The organism is Amycolatopsis sp. NPDC051373 (genome assembly GCF_040689465.1).
In the GTDB taxonomy this organism is placed as follows: Bacteria; Actinomycetota; Actinomycetes; order Mycobacteriales; family Pseudonocardiaceae; genus Amycolatopsis.
Window position 1 is genome coordinate 190,773 of sequence record NZ_JBFBAE010000011.1, and the last position, 17,873, is coordinate 208,645.

The 17,873-nt window shown below is 71.6% G+C and carries 19 protein-coding genes and 1 pseudogene; 6 read left to right on the forward strand and 14 right to left on the reverse strand.

What is annotated here, in order from left to right; translation table 11 throughout:
- Positions 1-30 precede the first annotated feature (30 nt).
- From AB0383_RS22215 to AB0383_RS22240, 6 genes and pseudogenes are all read right to left on the reverse strand, one after another.
- Positions 31-531: a hemerythrin domain-containing protein gene (locus tag AB0383_RS22215; RefSeq protein WP_366188410.1), complete on the reverse strand. Its 501-nt coding sequence runs from the start codon at positions 529-531 to the stop codon at positions 31-33.
- Between the two features lie 70 nt (positions 532-601).
- A complete protein-coding gene (locus AB0383_RS22220; RefSeq protein ID WP_366188411.1) occupies positions 602-1,063 on the reverse strand; it encodes a hypothetical protein in 462 nt (153 codons plus the stop codon).
- A 37-nt stretch (positions 1,064-1,100) separates the two neighbouring features.
- The gene (locus AB0383_RS22225) at positions 1,101-1,460 is read right to left on the reverse strand and encodes a VOC family protein (protein ID WP_364170934.1); all 360 of its coding nucleotides are present in this window, start codon (positions 1,458-1,460) and stop codon (positions 1,101-1,103) included.
- A 94-nt stretch (positions 1,461-1,554) separates the two neighbouring features.
- Positions 1,555-1,885, reverse strand: a pseudogene (locus AB0383_RS22230) (plasmid stabilization protein).
- Positions 1,886-1,935: 50 nt separating this feature from the next.
- Positions 1,936-2,235 (reverse strand): hypothetical protein, encoded by a 300-nt coding sequence (locus AB0383_RS22235; protein ID WP_366188412.1) that lies wholly within the window; start codon positions 2,233-2,235, stop codon positions 1,936-1,938.
- A gap of 55 nt (positions 2,236-2,290) precedes the next feature.
- Complete coding sequence (locus tag AB0383_RS22240; RefSeq protein WP_364170930.1) at positions 2,291-2,758, reverse strand: SRPBCC family protein; 468 nt, start codon at positions 2,756-2,758, stop codon at positions 2,291-2,293.
- Positions 2,759-2,927: 169 nt separating this feature from the next.
- On the opposite strand from AB0383_RS22240, the gene AB0383_RS22245 reads away from it, so the two are divergent.
- Positions 2,928-3,449, forward strand: coding sequence for a hypothetical protein (locus AB0383_RS22245; protein ID WP_366188413.1), 522 nt, complete (start codon positions 2,928-2,930; stop codon positions 3,447-3,449).
- 4 nt (positions 3,450-3,453) lie between these two features.
- Here AB0383_RS22245 and AB0383_RS22250 read toward each other — a convergent pair whose 3' ends face one another.
- Together AB0383_RS22250 and AB0383_RS22255 are read right to left on the reverse strand one after the other, a co-directional pair.
- Positions 3,454-4,287 carry an alpha/beta hydrolase gene (locus AB0383_RS22250; RefSeq protein ID WP_366188414.1) on the reverse strand — a complete coding sequence of 278 codons (834 nt, stop codon included), beginning with the start codon at positions 4,285-4,287 and terminating at the stop codon, positions 3,454-3,456.
- Between the two features lie 34 nt (positions 4,288-4,321).
- Entirely contained in the window at positions 4,322-4,678 is a 357-nt protein-coding gene (locus AB0383_RS22255) for an ArsR family transcriptional regulator (protein ID WP_364170924.1), read from the reverse strand.
- Positions 4,679-4,778: 100 nt separating this feature from the next.
- Here AB0383_RS22255 and AB0383_RS22260 point away from each other — a divergent pair, with 100 nt between their 5' ends.
- Positions 4,779-5,657, forward strand: coding sequence for an SDR family oxidoreductase (locus AB0383_RS22260; protein WP_366188415.1), 879 nt, complete (start codon positions 4,779-4,781; stop codon positions 5,655-5,657).
- On the opposite strand, the gene AB0383_RS22265 is transcribed toward AB0383_RS22260, so the two are convergent.
- Genes AB0383_RS22265 through AB0383_RS22290 form a run of 6 tightly spaced genes read right to left on the reverse strand, consistent with a single transcriptional unit; the run spans position 5,611 to position 13,544 of the window.
- Complete coding sequence (locus tag AB0383_RS22265) at positions 5,611-6,771, reverse strand: serine hydrolase domain-containing protein (RefSeq protein WP_364170919.1); 1,161 nt, start codon at positions 6,769-6,771, stop codon at positions 5,611-5,613. The genes AB0383_RS22260 and AB0383_RS22265 overlap by 47 nt on opposite strands.
- Positions 6,768-7,985 (reverse strand): 2Fe-2S iron-sulfur cluster-binding protein, encoded by a 1,218-nt coding sequence (locus AB0383_RS22270; protein WP_364170917.1) that lies wholly within the window; start codon positions 7,983-7,985, stop codon positions 6,768-6,770. The genes AB0383_RS22265 and AB0383_RS22270 overlap by 4 nt, the downstream gene beginning before the upstream one ends.
- Positions 7,982-8,824 (reverse strand): FAD binding domain-containing protein, encoded by an 843-nt coding sequence (locus AB0383_RS22275; protein WP_366188416.1) that lies wholly within the window; start codon positions 8,822-8,824, stop codon positions 7,982-7,984. The genes AB0383_RS22270 and AB0383_RS22275 overlap by 4 nt, the downstream gene beginning before the upstream one ends.
- A gap of 3 nt (positions 8,825-8,827) precedes the next feature.
- Positions 8,828-9,607, reverse strand: coding sequence for an enoyl-CoA hydratase/isomerase family protein (locus AB0383_RS22280; RefSeq protein ID WP_366188417.1), 780 nt, complete (start codon positions 9,605-9,607; stop codon positions 8,828-8,830).
- Positions 9,607-11,991: a xanthine dehydrogenase family protein molybdopterin-binding subunit gene (locus AB0383_RS22285; protein WP_364170911.1), complete on the reverse strand. Its 2,385-nt coding sequence runs from the start codon at positions 11,989-11,991 to the stop codon at positions 9,607-9,609. The genes AB0383_RS22280 and AB0383_RS22285 overlap by 1 nt, the downstream gene beginning before the upstream one ends.
- A complete protein-coding gene (locus tag AB0383_RS22290; RefSeq protein ID WP_364170909.1) occupies positions 11,988-13,544 on the reverse strand; it encodes an AMP-binding protein in 1,557 nt (518 codons plus the stop codon). Before AB0383_RS22290 ends, AB0383_RS22285 begins: the two co-directional genes overlap by 4 nt.
- Positions 13,545-13,638: 94 nt before the next feature.
- On the opposite strand from AB0383_RS22290, the gene AB0383_RS22295 reads away from it, so the two are divergent.
- The 4 genes from AB0383_RS22295 (at position 13,639) to AB0383_RS22310 (ending at position 17,868) form a co-directional block, all read left to right on the forward strand.
- Positions 13,639-14,169 (forward strand): PadR family transcriptional regulator, encoded by a 531-nt coding sequence (locus AB0383_RS22295; protein WP_364170907.1) that lies wholly within the window; start codon positions 13,639-13,641, stop codon positions 14,167-14,169.
- A 55-nt stretch (positions 14,170-14,224) separates the two neighbouring features.
- Positions 14,225-15,202 carry a flavin reductase family protein gene (locus AB0383_RS22300; protein ID WP_366188418.1) on the forward strand — a complete coding sequence of 326 codons (978 nt, stop codon included), beginning with the start codon at positions 14,225-14,227 and terminating at the stop codon, positions 15,200-15,202.
- A 677-nt stretch (positions 15,203-15,879) separates the two neighbouring features.
- A complete protein-coding gene (locus AB0383_RS22305; RefSeq protein ID WP_364170903.1) occupies positions 15,880-17,409 on the forward strand; it encodes an AMP-binding protein in 1,530 nt (509 codons plus the stop codon).
- Positions 17,410-17,610: 201 nt separating this feature from the next.
- A complete protein-coding gene (locus AB0383_RS22310; protein WP_364170902.1) occupies positions 17,611-17,868 on the forward strand; it encodes a hypothetical protein in 258 nt (85 codons plus the stop codon).
- The last annotated feature ends 5 nt before the right edge of the window (positions 17,869-17,873 follow it).

The following is a 17,873-nucleotide window of genomic DNA, read 5'->3' on the forward strand; positions in this document are numbered from 1 at the left end:
CTCCGGTTCGAGGCTGGTGTCGCACGGTCCTCAGTGGACGGAGGTCAGCGCCGCCCGGACCCGGTCGACGAACCCCGGCCCCGTCCGCAGCAGCGCGTTCGGGGGTGTGCGGTCGGCGATGACCGGGTGGGGCAGTGAGTCCGCGCCCCGGCGGGCTTCGAGCGCGTCCTGGCCGAGCTCCCGCAACCGGTCGGCCGGGTAGCGGTTGCGCAGCCCGGTGACCGCGGGCCCGGCTTCGCGCAGGTGTCGCCGGACGGTGTGGATCAAGGTTGCCAGCAGGCGCTCGAAGCGTGCGTCTTGCGGACCCAAGCCTTCCATCCGGCGCATCAGGTCGTCCGCGCCGTGCAGGGCCGGGCCGGGCGGCAGGAACGGCTCCTCGGCCACCTCGTGCCGCACGAGCTGGGCGATGAGGTGATCGGCCACTTCCCTGCGGTTCTCCGGGCTGCCGTGGTCGGTTTCCAGTTCGGTGCAGATCCTGCTCAACTCCAGGTGGTCGTCGGCGAGGACGGAGACGAGGTCATCGGTGCTCATGGTTGTGCTCCCAGCGTCATCGCCTCGTCGGGTACCCACTCCGCATGGGGTCAACCGCCTGAGTGAAGCGTCACTTACCGTGGTCGGCGACGCGGTTGACGACCTCGGCGACGAGCTCCGGCTCGTCGACCGTCACGGTCAGGCTGGGGTGGCGGACCAGGCCCCACGGGTCCAGCCCGCGGACCGGCCCGCGGAAACCGAGGCAGACGCCGCGTTCGGTGGTCCTGCCGAGGGTGAGGCCGCGGTCGGCGAAGGACAGGTGCGGGCCGAGCGCGCGCCACGTGCGGTATGGCCCGGTGACCCGGGCGCCGGCGAGGTTGTCCAGTGGCGTCGTGACGAGCCAGGAGCCGAGGCGCACGGACAGACCTTCTGCGTCGAGGCGGAGGCCGTTGCGGTCGCCGAGGAGGCGGCGCAGCCACGCGGGGCCGGCGAAGCGGGCCCACATTCGGTAGTGCACCTCGGTGAACTGCGGGGGTTCGGCGGACTGCCTCGGCTCGGTCGTTTCCAGGACCGGCTGTCGTTCGCGCTGCATGGACCCTCCTCGGTACTCGCGTCGGAACCGGCCGAGGTCAGCGCCGCGGCAGGACACAGAACTCGTTGCCCTCGGGGTCGGCCAGGACGATCCAGTGCTCGTCGTCCGGGTCGTCGAGGATTTTCGCGCCGAGGGTGACGAGGCGTTCGACCTCGTCGCGCTGCTCGACGGTGCCGGGCGCGACGTCGAGGTGCAGCCGGTTCTTGACGGTCTTCCCCTCGGGCACGGGCTGGAACAGCAGCGACACGCGGCCGGGCGCCTTGAGCTCGACGTAGGTCAGCCCGTGGTGGTCGGTCCAGCGTTCGGTGGCCGGGTAGTCCAGGGCCTCGCGCCAGAACTCGGCCAGTGCCTCGGCGTTGCGGCAGTCGATGGCGACGGCGATCAGCCGGCTGTTCACGATCCGCCTCCCTCTTCAGGCGATGAAAGTCCAGAGTGGACGCGCCGATCCCGTCGGCAGGCGGCTGCCGACGGGATCGGGCTCGGGCCGGCAGTCAGCGGCCCAGGGCTCTTTGCAGTTCCTTCTTCGTCATGCTCGAGCGCCCCTTGACGTTGCGCTGCCTGGCCTCGTTGTACAGCTGAGCCCTGGTCGGCCCGCCCGGCCCGAGGCCTTTGCCGCTGCGTTCCCCGCCGCGCTGCTGCGAGCTCTTGTCGCGGATCGAGGTCTTGCTCGCGGTGCGGGACTCGCGGAACGGGCGCGGTTCTTGTTCACGTACGGGCGGCGATCTCCTCGGCCCGCGAAGTACTCGCGCCGCGGTCTTTCTGTGCCGACTTGATGTGCTCGTACTGGCGCTCCCGCTTGTCGCTCCAGGTTTCCTGAGGCACGGCTCCTCCTTCGCGGCCGACGGACACCCGTTGCGGCGCAGGTGAAACCGTCAGGAACCCGACTGCGGGTCGGTGTCGTCATGCGGGTCCTGCGACGTGCCTTGTTCGCCGCGGACGGTCTCACGCTGCTCCTCGGCGGATTCGCCGTAGGGATCGTCGCGTTCTTCGTGCTTTTCCGGGTCGCTCATGGTTGAGTCCTCCTCCCGCTCGCCGGGGTCCGCCGACCCGGACCCGGAGCCCATGGGGTCCGGGCGCGAATCGCGGGCTTCCTGGGCGGCGTCCTTGGCCTCGCTGATCGCGTGGCGCACTTCCTCGAGCTGCTCGTCCAGCTGCTTCTCGTCGGCAGTCATGGGTGGCTCCCTTCCTGCCTCTCGGTTACCACCGCGCACGGACGGTGAAACCGGGTCAACGCTGCGGCGGAGGAGCGACGTCACCACGCCACGTGCCGGTTTCGCGGCCGTCGCGGTGCTCGATGAACGTCTTGAACCGCTGCATGTCGTCCTTGACCCGGCGGTCGAGGATGCCGAGCTTGTCGGCCGCGGTCTCGGCGAACCCGTCGGGATCCAGGTCCATCTGGGCCGTCACCCGGGTGGTCTCATCGTCGAGCCGGTGGAACGTGATCACGCCGGCGTGCGTCGGCCCGGAGTCCGACGCCCAAGCCACGCGCTCGTCCGGGTGCTGCTCGGTGATCGTCGCGTCGAACTCCCGTGTGACCCCGCCCAGCGCGATCTTCCAGTGCGTGTGCGTGTCGTCGACCTGGCGTACTTCCTCGACGCCGTCCATGAAGCGCGGGAACGACTCGAACTGCGTCCACTGGTTGTACGCCGCGGAAACCGGTACGTGCACGTCGACGAACTCGGTGATGGTGCTCATGGGGCTCCCTTCGTCGTCTCTGCGTTCCTTCGCGGCTTACCCCGTGCGGAAGGACCGAAACGGACACGAGCGGTTGACTCTTTCGGAAGTTACGTCGGAAGCCTGTGCGTCACAGTTCGATTTGTGGTCTGATATGCCTCGCTATCCGATATGACGCAGTGGGGGATGGATGAAAAGCGTGGTTTGGTGGTCTGTCGGCCTGCTGTTCGGGCTGGGGTTGATGGCGCTCGGCGTGTTCGGCACCGGGTCATCCGGCAAGGTGCTGTGCGGCAGCGACGAAATGCGGCCGGGGCAGACCTGCGACAGGACCCAGTACGGCGTGACGTCGAGCGAGACCTACGAAGAGAAACTGCAGGAGTCGATCGACGACGCGAAGACCTTCGAGGGCGGCGGCCGGTGGGTCACGTTCGGGATCGGCGCGGGGATCGCGGCCGCGTGCGGTTGGCGGCTGGTGGTCGCGATCCGGCGCAGGGCCAACCAGGGGTCCGGCCCGGTTTCCCAGCCCGTGCCCGTGCAGCAGCCCGGCTTCGCTCCGCCGCCGGGGTCCCAGCAGCCGTCGGCGTACCAGCAGCAGGCGGGGTCCCAGCAACAGCCGGGGTACCAGCAGCCGCCGGGATTCCCGCCGCAGGGAGGGTTTCAGCAACCGCCGCCGCCGGGATACCAGCCGCAGCACCGGCCGTATCAGCAGTAGCGACTCAGCCAGCCGCGGACAGGAACTCCCGCAGTACTTCGGCCAGGCGGTCCGGCTGATCCTCGGGGACGAGCGTCCACGAGTCGGCGATTTCGACGAGCCGGCCGCCTGGGAAGAGTTCGGCCAGGCGGCGGCCGTGGGACACCGGCATCATGCGGTCCTCCGGCGCCCACACGACCAGCACGGGGCGGTCGAAGTCGGAGAGCCGTGCCGTCCACCGCAGCAGGACGTCGCGGCTCGGAGTCGAGACGGCGAACTTGGCGAGGTCGCGGCGGATGGCGCGGTCGCGGGTGGCCGGGGCGAACCAGTCGTCGAGCACGGTGTCGGCGATGCCGTGCTTGGCGAGGCCGCCGTAGGCTTTCTCGTTGTGGCGGAAGAACTTCGTGCGCAACAGTCGCATGAGGAGCCAGGCGCCGCCGGGAACTTCGGCCAGCCGCGCCAGCGGCCGGGCGGGTGGCGGCGGGAAGTTGTCGAACGCCTCGCACGCGACGAGCACCAGCCGGCCGACGCGGTCGGCGCGGCCTTCGGACACGAGGAACTGCGGGCCGCCCCAGTCGTTGAGGACGAGGGTGACATCGGCGAGGCCGAGGCGCTCCAGGAACTCGCCGAGCAGCAGCGCCTGGCCGCGCTGGGACAGGTCCGCGTCGCGGCGCATCGGTTTGCGGTGGGCGCCGAGGGGGAGCGTCGGCAGCACGCAGCGGTAGTCGGCCAGCAGTGGGACGACCTTGCGCCACTGCGTCTCGTTCATCGGAAAGCCGTGCGTGAACACGACCACCGGCCCGGGGCCGCCGGTGTCGGCGTAGTCGATCGGCCCGGCGGACAGTTCGATCGTCGGCATGGCGCCTCCCACTAGAGCGATCGCTCTAGTCAGGCTAGGGGCGCGGGGCAGTCCTGTCGAGCGCGGGCGCTTCGCCGATCTGCTCTTCGTCGGCAGCCTTCAGCACTGCGTCCAGGAGGCCGGGAAACCGCTGGTCGAGCGCGCCACGGCGGAGGGTGACGAAGCAGCGGGTGCCGTCTTCGCGCGTTTCGGTGACGCCGGCGCCGCGGAGGGTCTTCAGGTGGTGGCTGAGCGTGGACTTCGCGACGGGCGCGCGCAGGTCGCCCCACCCGCGTTCGGCGCCGTCGGCGAGCTGGCGCACCAGGCCGAGGCGGACGGAGTCGCTCAACGCGGTGAGCACCTCGGCCAGCTTCATGTCCTCGGGCGCCGGCGGGGGCGTCGGGTGCCTCATGCGGATCCGTTCGTCGGGGGAGCGTCGTCCGTCATTCTACGACGGCCGAACAACGTGCTACGTTCGACGTTCGCAGAACATCGAACGAAGGAGTGAGCCCGTGGACCCGACGTCGAGCGACCTGTCCGGACACGTCGTGATCGTCACCGGTGCCGGATCGGGCATCGGCCGCGCGAGCGCGGAGGCGTTCGCGCACGCGGGGGCGAAAGTCCTCGTCGTCGGCCGGCGGGCCGAAGCCCTCGCGGAGACCGCCGCCCGGCATCCGGCGATCGAGGTCCACGCGGCCGACCTGGCGCGGACCGGGGCCGCGGAGTCCGTTGTGGACGCCGCACTGCACCGCTGGGGCCGGCTTGACGTGCTGGTCAACAACGCCGGGATCTTCACCGGGATGCCGCTCGCAGACACCACCGCCGAGGGTGTCGAGCGCCTGTTCGCGGTCAACGTCGTCGCGCCGAGCCTGCTCGCGCGCGCCGCGCTGGAGCCGTTGCGGGAAAGCCGGGGCGCGATCGTCAACGTCTCCAGCACCTTCGGCCACCGCCCGCTGGCCGGGGCGGCCCACTACGGCGCCTCGAAGGCGGCTGTCGAATCCCTCACGCGCAGCTGGGCACTCGAGCTGGCGCCCGGCGGAGTGCGCGTCAACGCGGTCGCCCCCGGGCCGACGGAGAGCGAAGCGCTGGTGTCGGCGGGGCTGTCGCCGGAGGAGGTCGACCGCGTCAAGGCGGCCGAGGCCGAGCGCATCCCGCTGGGTCGGCGTGGTCATCGGCCGACGTCGCCGCCTGGATCGTCCGGCTGGCCGACCCGCACGCGGCCTGGCTCACCGGTCAGGTCCTCGCCGTGGACGGCGGGCTGGCGCTGGCCGCCTGACCCGAAGAGTCGGACGACTCCGGCCGGATGGTCGCGGCACCCGGCCGGGGACGTCGCCGCCTCAAGAACTAGCGCGTCGCGTACAGCGCCCGCTCGAAGTCCTCGTACAGCTTGACGAACGGCGGCGGCACGAACGGCAGCGACTGGCTGTAGATCGCGCCCGTCACGCGGTTCACCGGGTCGACCCAGAAGAACGAGTTGCACAACCCGGCCCACGTTCCGCTGCCCGCGGCGCGCATCCCCGGTCGCTGCTCGCTGTTGAGCACGAGCCCGAGGCCCCACTTGTGGCCCGGCCCCGCGACGAAGTCGAACGACGACGTCGGGTCCGCGGTCGGGATGCGCGCCGGGAAGTCCAGGTCGCCGATCTGGTTGGTGAACGCGGCGTCCACAGTGGACCGTTCCAGCACCTTGGTGCCGTCGAGCGTGCCGCCGCCCAGCAGCATCCGCTGGAACTTGAGGTAGTCGCGCGGCGTCGAGTACAGGCCGTGGCCCCCGGCCCAGTACTCGGGCTGCTCGGGGATGTTGATGTCGGTGGCCAGCCACTTGCCGTCCTCGCCCAGGACGTGCACCGGGGCCAGGTTGCCGCGCTGCGAGCCGGTCGGGGCGAACGACGTCTCGGTCATCCCCAGCGGCCCGGTGATGTGCTCCTTGAAGAACACGTCCAGCGTCACCCCGGCGACGGCCTCGACCACCTGGCCCAGCCAGTCGGTGTTGGTGCCGTACTCGACCTTCGTGCCGGGATCGGCGATCATCGGGGCGGTCAGCACGATCTTCCGGCCCGACAACACGTTGGGGATACCGGTGGCCTTCTCCCACTTCACGATGTCGTCGTTCCAGAACCAGTAGCTCAGGCCCGAGGTGTGCGTCATCAGCTGCCGCACGGTCGCCTGCGAGGCCGGCGCCCGCAGCCTCGGCTGGTCACCGTCGAAGCCTTCGAGCACCTTCATCTCGGCGAACTCGGGCCGGTACCGCTCGACCGGCGCGTCGAGGTCGAGCTGCCCTTGGTCGGCCAGCTTCAACGCGGCGGTGGTCGTGACCATCTTGGTCATCGACATGATGCGGAAGTGCGTGTCCGCGGACGCCGGGTCTGCGCTGCCGGCGGCGCGCGGGCCGGCGGCGCCTTCGTAGATGATGCCGTTGTCGTCGGCGGCGATGGCCACGACGTTGGGCACGTCGCCGGCGTCGACGGCGTCGCTCAGGATCTTGTCGATCGGGGCGGTCGAACTCATCGTTGAGTCCCTTTCGGATGTGTGGGTGGGTTGTGCTCGGCCCGGCGCAGGCGCCGGCCCCATTCCCGGGCTTTCGCCGCGAGAGTGGCTGCGAGGAGGGCCAGTGCGCCCGGCGGCTTCCTTGCCGTCGTGCGCACCCCGGACACCGCGGTCTCCTCCACGGCCGCGGCGAACTGCTCGAACATCCGCCGGCTGACGTCGCCGGCCAGCGCCCGGCCGAAGTGCGCGATCCGGCCGGTCAGGTACACCTGCGCGGTCGCCCGCAGCCTCGTCCCGGCACCGGTTTCCTCCGCGACGAGCAGGATGTCGGCCTGGGTGCGCCCGCCCCCGGCGTCCTCGCCCTGGCCGATCACCCGCAGGCGGTGCGCCTGCGCGTCGCGTTCGGTGACCTGCGCCAGCCCCGCGAACGAAAGCCGGATCGGCCCGACGGCGACGCGCGCCCGGCCGCGGTAGCGGTCGTCGCCGAGGTGCTCAGAGATCTCCGCCCCGGGCAGGCACGCGGCGACGAGGTCGATGTCGTCGAGCACGGCCCACGTCTTCTCCGGCGACGCGGTGAGCTCCTGGGTGACCTCGACGGTGAACGTCGGATCCCCTTGCGGCAGCTCGATTTCCTTGACGCCCGCCGGCTCGGGCGCGGACTCGGCGCCGGGCTTGGCCGCGGTGTGGCCCATCAGCACGTGGTGCCCGCAGTTGCGCGGCTCGGGGATCCCGTCGCGGTGCGCACCGGCCACTTCGGACACCGCGGAGAGGATGTTGCGGTAGCCGGTGCACCGGCACAGCACGCCGGACAGCTCCACGGGGAGGTCCTCCTCGGCGACGTCCGGCTTGTGCGCCAGCAGGTCGTAGGAGCTGAGCAGGAACCCCGGCGTGCAGAAGCCGCACTGCAGCGCGTGGTGCGAGCCGAACGCCTCCTGCAACGGGTGCAGGTCGTCCGGGCGGCCGAGGCCCTCGACCGTCACGATGTCCGCGCCGTCGAGCTGGCAGGCGAACAACAGGCACGCTCGGGCGGCGGAGCCGTCGACCAGCACGGTGCACATCCCGCACACGCCGTGCTCGCAGCCCAGGTGCGTGCCGGTGAGGCCGAGGTGGTCGCGCAGCGCGTCGGCGAGCGTCACGCGCGCGGGCAGCGACAGTGACACCTCCGTGCCGTTCACGGTCATCGTCACGTCGACGGGCTCGCCGGCTTCCGCGCGGACCGGCCGCGGCAGCGTCATGACGTTCCTCCTTCCGCCGCTCGCCGGGCCCGGGCCAGCTCGCGCACGGCCAGCGCCGCTACGAGCCGCTGCCGGTACTCGCGTGAGCCGTGGGTATCGCCCGCGGTGTCCACGAGGTCGCGGGCCAGGTCGGCCACTTCGTCGTCGCCGAGACCGGTGACGTCGCGCGTGACCGGACGATCGGACACGCCGAACGCGGTGAGCACGGCCTCTGCCGCTCGTCCGTTCGAGACGCGGACTCGCGTGGCCACCCCGGCCAGCGCGAAGTCGCCGTGGCGGCGCGCGATCTCGGCGAACCCGAAGCCCTCACCCGGGCGGGCCATGGGGAAACGCACCGTGGCCAGCACGTCCTCGGCGCCGACGGAGGTGGCCATGGCGCCGTGGAAGAACTCGGCCGCCGCCACGGTGCGCCGGCCGTGCGGACCGGCGATCTCGAGCGACGCGCCCAGGCAGCAGGCCACCGCGGGCAGCTCGGCGGCGGGGTCGGCGTGCGCGATGCTGCCGCACACGGTGCCCCGGCTGCGCAGCTCGCGGTGCCCGATCCACGGCAGCGCCAGGCGCAGCAGGGGCACGGCCGCGGCGAGCGGGTGCCCTTCCAGCGTCCGCTGACGCACCAGGGCCCCGATCACGAGCTCGTCGCCGTCGCGGCGCACGAAGTCCAGTTCGGACAGTGCCCCGATGTCGACCACGGTGGACGGGCGAGCCAGCCGCATCGCCAGGATCGGCACCAGCGACTGGCCGCCCGCGAGCACCTTGCCCTCACCGGCGCTGCGCACGAGCTCGGCGACGGCGTCGTCGAGCGTCGCGGGCCGGACGTAGGCGAACGGTGCGGCTTTCACGGCTCAGCGCCCCTGGAACTTCGCGGGCCGCTTCTCGCTGAACGCCGCCACGCCCTCGGCGAAGTCGTGGCTCGCGCGCAGCATCGCGTATGCCTTGCGCTCCAGCTCGATGCCGGTGTAGAGCGGCCCGTCGACGCCATTGTCGAGCACCTCCTTGGCGGTGCGCGCCGCCATGGGGGAGTAGCCCAGCAGCGTCTCGACGACCTTGTCCGTCTCCGCGTAGAGCTCGTCGCGGTCGGCCGCGAGCTTGGCCACCAGGCCCCAGTCCAGCGCCTGTTCGCCGGTGATCCGCTCTGCGGTGAGGATGTGGAACTTGGCGCGTGAAAGGCCGATCAGCCGCGCGAGCCGCTGAGTGCCGCCGCTGCCGGGGATCATGCCGAGCTTCATCTCCGGCAGCGCGAAGCGGCTGCGCGGCGTGGCCAGGCGGATGTCCGTGGACAGCACGAGCTCCAGGCCCACGCCGAAGCAGTAGCCGTCGACGGCCGCGACCACGATCTTCCTGCTGCGCGCGGGCGCGGTGACGTTGTGGCCGAGATCGGTGAAGCCGACCGGCTCGACCTCCATGAAGCCGGGGATGTCACCGCCCGAGGAGAAGTGCTCGCCGTCGGACTTCAGCACCACCACGCGCACGTCGTCGTCGGCGTCGATCTTGGCGAACAGCTCCGCCATCCGCTGGCGCATCTCCCACGTGATGATCGTGAAGCGGCCGTGGGAGAGCGTCAGCTCGGCGACCTGCCCGTCGTGGGTGCGGCCGAGCCGGATCTCGCCTCCGGTGAGCGCCATCAGGCCTTCCTTTCCAGTAGTTCGTGCACGACATTGCCGTGCAGGGGCAGGGTCGTGACTTCGACGCCGAGTGCGTCGGTGACCGCGTTGGCGATCGCCACCGGCAGGCTCATGCTCGAGCCCTCGCCGCAGCCCTTCGCGCCGAGCGTGGTGAACGGAGAGGGCGTCTCGAGGTGGTCGCTGATCAGCGGATAGCCGGCTTCCGCGCTGGTGGGGCAGAGGTAGTCCATGAAGGTCGCCGACGTGGGCTGGCCCGAATCGGCGTAGCGGAGCTCTTCGTAGAGCGCGCCGCCGAGGGCGTGCGCGAGAGCCCCGTGCACCTGGCCCTCCAGCAGCTTCGGGTTCAGGATCGTGCCGGCGTCGTGCACCGTGGACACCAGCTCGACCTCCACGGCGAGGCTCACCGGGTCGATCCGCACCGCGACCAGCTCGGCGACGAATCCGTAGCACAGGCTGGAGTTGATCTGGTCCCCTGTGGACGGTGCCTTGGCCTGGGGCGGGTTGAACGCCGCCTCCTCGTACAGCCGCGCCGGCACCCCTTCCGGCAGCGACCCGGGGTCCCAGTGCACCAAGCCGGCGGCGTGCCGGAAGGCCACGCGCCGATCGGGTGCGTCGCGTTCGCGCACGAACCCGTCGGCCAGCTCCAGCCCGGTGGGATCCGTGTCGAGCAGCACCCCGGCCGCGGCCCGGATCGTCTCGGCGATCTTGTCGGCCGCGGCGACGAGCGCGCTGGTGAGCAGGGGAGCGAAGCGCGAGGAGTAGCTGCCTGAGGTGATCGTCCAGGGCGTGGTGGCCGTGTCCATCTCGACCACCGGCCGTACGGACTCCTGCGTCAGCCCCAGCCGCTGCGCCACGAGCTGGCGCGCGACGGTGGCGTGTCCCTGGCCCTGCGGCACGGTGCCCAGCAGCACCGACACCACGCCCTGCGGGTCGACGCTGATCCGGACGTGCTCCGTGCTGCCCGACTTCCCGCGCCCGCTCGCGCGCTGCTCGGCCGGGGTGGCGAGACCGACGTAGCCGATGTTGGTCGCCGACGGGTCGACGATCGTCGCCATGCCGATGCCGAAGTACTCGCCGGCTTCACGAGCGTGCCGCCGGCGCTCGCGCAGCTTCTCGTAGTCGGCGTTGCGCAGGGCGAGCTCGAACGCCCGCGGGTAGTCGCCCGAGTCGTACACGCCGCCGCTGGGTGTGTGGTACGGGAACGAGCCGGCCTGGATCAGGTTGCGCCGCCGGATCTCCGCGGGGTCGAGGTCGAGCTCGCGGGCGACGCGATCCATGATCCGCTCGAGCCCGAAGTAGAGCTGCTGGCCGCCGAAGCCGCGGTTGAGGCCGGTGGGCGTCTTGTTCGTGACCACCGCCCGGGCCCGGATCGCCACCGCGCCGATGCCGTACGCGCCGGTGATGTTGCCGAAGCAGCGGTAGAGCGTGCTGGGCTCGGGCGGGCGAAGGTACGCGCCGACGTTGTCGACGAGGTCCGCGCGCAGGGCTTCGACCTTGCCGTCGGCGTCGACGGCGGCCTCGAACCGCATCCACCGGTCCGAACCCGCCGAGCTCGACAGCAGGTGCTCCACGCGGTCCTCGGTCCAGCGCACCGGCCGGCCGCAGTGCTTGCTGGCCAAGGCCATCAGCGCGACGTAGGGGTAGATGCCCGACTTGATGCCGAAGCTGCCGCCGATGTCCGCGGGCACGCGCAGCCGCACTCGCGACGTCGGCAGCCCGAGGCCCGCCGCCAGCACCGGGACCATGGAGAAGGGCCCATGGAAGTTGGCCCACGCCGTGACACCCGGTCCGTCGGCGTCCTCAAGCCACTCCGCGACGACCGAATAGCACTCCATGGGCGCCGACGTGTAGCGCGGGAACCGGTATTCGCCGGTCACGACGTGCGCGGCGGCGGCGAAGATCTCGTCGACGGGACCGAAGCTGAAAGTGCGGTCGGTGGCGACATTGCTGCCCAGCTCCTCGTGCAGCAGCGGCGCGTCCTCGGCGATCGCGCGCAGGGAGTCGACCACGGGCGGCAGCGGCTCGTAGTCCACTTCGACCAGTTCCGCCGCGTCCTCGGCGGTGTAGCGGTCGGTCGCGACGACGACGGCCACGGGCTCGCCGACGAACCGCACCTTGTCGGTCCCGGTGGGGTAGTAGCGGATCGGTGTCTTGAGCGAGAGGGGGAACGGCTTCAGCGCCGCGAGCACCTCGTCCGGGCCGAGGACCACCGCGACGCCCGGGTGCGCCCGCGCCCGCGACAGCTCGACGGACCGGATGCGCGCGTGCGGGTGCGGGCTGCGCACGACCGCCGCGACCAGCGAGCCGCGCATCGGGTCGAGGTCGTCGAGGAACTTCCCCTTGCCGCACAGCAAAGGAACGTCCTCGATGCGGGCCGCTGTCATGCGCGCTCCTCCTTGCCCGGCACGAGCTGCGCCAGCCGGCGGTAGTGGCCCGCCGTCAGCTCGCGGCGCAGGATCTTGCCGACGGCCGACTTGGGGATGCCGGCCACGGCCAGGTAGCGCTTGGGCCGTTTCAGCGACGGCAGTCCGGAGTGTTCCCGCGCGTAGGACTCCAGCTGTGCCAGCGTTTCCTCGGGCCGGTACCCGGCCGAGGGCACGACGAACGCCGTGACCGCGCTGCCCCAGCGGTCGTCGGGGAGCCCGGCGACCACGATTTCGGCGACGGCCGGGCAGCGCACGAGGGCGTCTTCGATGTCCTCGGGGTAGATGTTCTCGCCGCCGGAGTTGATCATGTCGTCGACGCGGCCCGCGACCCACAGGTCGCCGTCCTCGTCCTCGGTCGCGAGGTCGCCGGTGAAGTACCAGCCGGCGCGCAGCGACTTCGCGTCGGCGTCGGGCCGGTGCCAGTACCCGCTGAACGCCTCCGGGCTCTCGAGCGACACCGCGACCTGGCCCGGTTCGCCCGGCGCGACGACGTCGTCCGGGGACGCGCCCTCGGCCGGGCTGACCAGGCGGACGCGGGAGAAGACCCCGGCGCGGCCGGCGCAGCCCGGTTTGCGGCGCACGTCGGGCCCGATCGTGAAGGTGTAGATCTCCGTGCTGCCGAAGTGGTTGACGAACACCTCCGGGTGCAACTCGGCGTCGAGCCGCTCGGCGAGCGCGGGCGTCATCGACGCGCCCGCGTAGGCCAGCCGCCGCACGGACTTCGCCTCGGCCAGCCGTCCTGTGTGGACCAGCGACCAGTACGCGGTGGGCACCAGGTAGAGCGCGCTCACGTCCTCCGCGGTGATGAGCTCCAGCGACTCCTCGGCGTCGAACTTCTCCTGCGGCACCCAGGTGCCCGCCGCGAGGATGCTGGCCAGCAGCGCACGCATGCCCATGGTGTGGAACATCGGCATCACGCCCAGGGCGACCTCGCCGGGGCGGTGCTGGGTCTGGATCAGGTGCGCCACCGCGGCCGCGTGCTCGGCGGAGTGGCGGCGCGGCACGCCTTTCGGCCGGCCCGTGGTGCCGGACGTGTAGAGCATGACGCTCGTGTCGCCCTCGGCCGGCTGGTGTTTCGGCGCGGGGGAGTCGAGCAGCCGCGCCAGCGGCGTCACCCGGTCGGGTGTGTCCAGCGCGGCTCCGGAATGCGCCCGGGCCGGCAGTTCGGGAAGGCCGGCGACCGTGTGGTCGGTGGTGCTGTCGGTGATCAGGAGCGCGGGGGAGCAGTCGTGCAGGCAGTAGGCCACGTCGTCGGCGCTGAAGCGCGTGGACAGCGGAACGGAGATCGCGCCGGTCTTCTGCACGGCGAGGTGCAGGCTGGCGAGCGGCTCCCCGCCGGCGAGCAGCAGCGCGACGTGGTCACCCGGGCGCACGCCCAGCCGGGTCAGCGCGCCGGCCAGGCGGTCGGTGCGGTCGTCCCATTGGGCGTACGTCATCGGATGCCGGCCACCCACGGCCCGGCGGTGCGGGTACCGCTCGGCCGTCCAACGGAAAGATCTCACCAAGTCCATCGGCGCACTCTCACTCCCGGAGATCCGGAGATCGACAGTCCGATTCGCATCGTCTGTTTCGGACTATTGGCGAAATTACGGTAGGGTCGAAGGCATGTCAAGCGGACGGTTGAGCACGACTTCGTACGTCGTGCTGGGGACGATCGGGCTGCGTGGCCCGTCCACGCCGTACGACCTCAAGCGCGCCGTCGGGCACTCGGTCGGGTACTTCTGGTCCTTCCCCCACGCGCAGCTGTACTCGGAGCCGGAGCGGCTGGAGCGCATGGGGCTGCTGGAGGTCGAGACCGAGCAGACCGGGCGCCGGCGCAAGGTCTACAGCCTCACCGACGAAGGTCGCGAAGCCGTGCGCGCGTGGCTCGCCGCGCCCACGCACGAGCATTTCGAGATGCGCGACATCGCCGAGATGAAGCTCTTTTTCAACGAGCTCGGCGACTCCGGCAACATCGTGAACCTGGCGCGCGAGCAGATCAAACAGCACGAAGAACGCATCTCCGTGTACGAGGACATGCAGCGCCGGTTCGGTTCCGAGGCCAAGTACGCGCGCCGCATGATCCCGCTACGGCTCGGGCTGGAAATGGAACGAGCGGCACTGCGCTTCTGGTCGTCGATCGCCGAGGAGTTCTGAGGCCGCCGATCGCTTCGGCCGGGGCCGAAGCGCCGCGCCCCTAGCGTGGGCGCTCGTGAACGATCATGTCGCGATTGCCCCCAGCATCCTGTACTTCGGGACTCCGGTCGCCTTGCTGACCACGGAAAACGCCGACGGCTCCCCGAACATCACGCCGATGTCGTCGGCCTGGGCGCTCGGTGAGGTCGTGGTGCTCGGGCTGGCTCGCAGCGGCCACGGCGCGCGCAACCTCACCTCGCGTCCCGACCTCGTGATCAACCTGCCCGGCCCGGGCCAGTGGGCCGTGGTGGAGCGGCTCGCCCCGCTCACGGGCGCGGACCCGGTGCCCGAGCACAAACGCGACCGATTCCGGCACGAGCCGGACAAGTTCGCCGCGGCCGGTCTGCGGCCGCAACCGGCCGAGCTGGTCCGGCCGCCGCGCATCGCCGAATGCCCGCTGCAGCTGGAAGCCCGCGCGGCCGCCGTCCGCGAGCGCGCCGGGTTCCTCGTCATCGAGGCCGACGTGCTGCGGGTGCACTGCTCGCCGGAGCTGGTCGTGCCCGCCACCCAGCACGTGGATCCCGCGAAGTGGAGCCCGCTGATCTACAACTTCCGCCACTACTTCGGCCTCGGCGAGCAGCTCGGGCACAGCTTCCGGTCCGAGACGCCCGCCATCGCCTCACGCGGCCACGGTCAGGGCCCGGCGCCGGTGCCGGACCAGCCCTGCCGCCTGCGCGCCGACGGCGACCCACGACGTACGCGATCAGCCACGGCACGAACCCGGGCGGCTGGCGGTTGGTCGTCGCCAGGTCGGCGAGCACTGGCAGCGCGTAGAACGCCGGCAGCGCGAGGTAGGGCTCGTTACGGCGGAGGATTCCGTCGACGGAGCGGGAGAGCTCGTCGCCGGCAAGCACCGGCCGCGTCAGTACGCCGATCAGCACCGCCGCCACCACGACCGCACCGAGCGTCAGCAGCCCGAGCCACAGCAGCGCCCAGACGCTGCCGGACGACACGACCATCGCCACCGCCAGGCCCGCGCCGCCGCCGAACGTGACCACGGCGGCCGCGACGTACCACCCGTTCAGCACCTCGTGCCATGAAGGTCGCTGCGCGGGCGTCGTGGCGCCGAGCCAGGCCGCGGTTCGCCGGTCGGCCCACCGCACGGGCAGCCAGAGGGTGAGCTGCAGCCCGGCGAAGAGGCAGAAGGTGGCGCGGCCCTCGGGCAGGTCGTCGTGGTCGATTCCGGGCAGCAGTGCCAAGAACTGCATCGCGAACGAGCCGAACGCGATCACCAGCAGGCCGGCGAGCGTTCCGGACCACGTCGGCCCGGGTCGCGCACCTGCGCGCACGCCGAGCCGCCGCGCGAGCAACGGCGTGAGCCGACTCGCCGGGACGTCGTGCTTCTCCAGCCATCGTCCGGCCGCCTTGATCTCGGCGTTGGTCGGGTCGGCATCGGTTCCCCCCTCGATTCGAGAGGTATCCGTGCGAAGGGCGGATCGCGTTGCCCGGTCGGCCGGAAAACTCTGCCCGGCGGGGCCTCGGGCCGGGTGGGGCGGGGACCGTAGCGTGGTCGTGCCGTTCACCGCCTGCGAGCCGAAGGGGCCGGCCATCACCGACGTGTTCACGCCAGGACCGGGACGGACGGTGTTCAGCCTCAGACCGCCACCGTCCGTTGTGGACCGGTTTCACGCGGAAGGGGTGTGGCGGGAAGGAAATCCGCTGCAGGACCTTGTGCGGTGGCGAGACGAGACTCCGGACGCGACCGCCCTCGTCGCGCTTCGGACGACGACGGGCGACACGACGCGGTTGACCTATCGCGAGTACGCGCGGTGCGTGGAGCGGTACGCCGGGGCGCTGACCGAGCTGGGCGTGGGGCCGGGGCAGGTCGTGGCTGTGCAGCTGCCGAACGTGTGGCAGGTCAATCCGTTGCTGCTGGCCTGTTTCCGGGTCGGCGCGCTGGTGGCGCCCGTGATGCCGGCGATCCGGTCGCGGGAGCTGGAGCGCGTGCTCGCCCGGGTCGGCGCTTCGGTGTGCGTGACGGCCGACGTCTGGGACGGCTACGACCACGCGGCGGCGCTGGCGGAGATCGCCCCGCGGCTGCCGAAGCTGCGCCACCGGGTCGTGCTGGGCTCGCGGGTCGCGGCGGACGAGGTCGACTTCACGAAGCACTTCGGACAACCGTGGGAAACGCGGCACGCCGTCGCCCTGGAGGACGCCCGGCCGGATCCCGACCAGGTGTGCCTGGTGCTGTTCACTTCCGGCACAACCGGCCGGCCGAAGGGCGCGCTGCACACGCTCAACACCGAGTACGCCACCGCCCCCGCGCACGTCACGGCCGACGACCAGGGGCCGGCCGAGCGGTTCTTCACCCCGCACTCCCTCACCCACACCGGCGGCATCTTCCATTGCCTCATGCGCCCGTTGCTCACCGGCGGCTGCGGGGTCGTCTCGGACCGCTGGGAACCCGAGGCCATCGGCGCCTACCTCGAAGACACCGCCGTGACACAGCTGCTGATCGCGCCGGTGTTCCTGACCCAGCTGCTGCCGTACGCGCGGCCCGGCCGGCTGCGCACCGTGACGACGCTCGGCACCGCGACTCCCCCCGCGCTCGTCACGGACGTCGCCCGCGTCCTGGGCGTGCCGCTGCGCACGTGCTGGGGCATGACCGAGTGCGGCGGCACCCTCATGCGCGCCGACGACCCGCCGGACTGGGCGCTGCACAGCGTCGGCCGGATCTCCCGGGGCAGCGAACTCGATCTGCGGTCCGACCTGGGGGAAATCACCGCGGAACGGCCGGGCCGGCTCTACGTCCGGGGTGCCACCGTCTGCCTGGCCACCGTCGGGCGGGACACCGGTGAGCTCACCGTGCCGGCCGACCACGACGACGGCTGGTACGACACGGGTGACCTCGCGATCCCCGACGGCCGCGGCGGCATCCGCCTCCTGGGCCGCGACGCCGACCGCATCGGCGGCGTGCTCATGATCCCGGCGGCCGACGTGGAGTCCGCGCTGCTGGAGCACCCGGCCGTCCGCGACGTCGCGCTCGTCGGCTACCCGGACACCTCCGGCGGCGAGCTGCCCGCGGCGGTCGTCGTGGCCGCTGCCGAGCCGCCGACGCTCGCCGGCCTGCGTGACCACCTCGCCACGCTCGGCATGACGGAGTGGTACTGGCCCACGCGCCTGGAGCTGGTGCCGGAGCTGCCGCGCAACGCAATGGGCAAGGTGCGCAAGGACGTCCTCGCGCGCAGTCTCACGTGCTGACCTGCCGGCCGCGTCCGTCCACAGTGGAGTAAATACCAGTTCCCGCGTAGCTTGTTTCTGCTGCGGATCGGGGAGGTGAGGACGTGAGCGGAGTCATCGGCGCGTCCTGTGTCCGGGACTCGGCGCCGTGGCGGGTCAGGTCGCCGTCGCCGCCGGGGTGGCGCTGGTGTGCGGGATGGTCGGGGCGCTGGGCAGGGCTCGATGTTCACGGCCGGTGCGGTGATGGCCGTGATCGGCACGGCGTTCGCGCAGTTCAGCAAGGTGACGATGCCGTGGTGGAGCAGTCGGCGTGGCGACTGCTGGGGACCGCGATCGTGTTCGATAACCCCCACCACGGAACAGATCAAAGCCGTCGCCGGGGCCATCACGGCGTGGGGCCGGGCCCACCCCGAGCCTCCCGCATCGGTGAGTCTCCTCCGGACGTTGCTCGTCGACCGCGTCGACGAGCAGGACTGCTGAGCGCT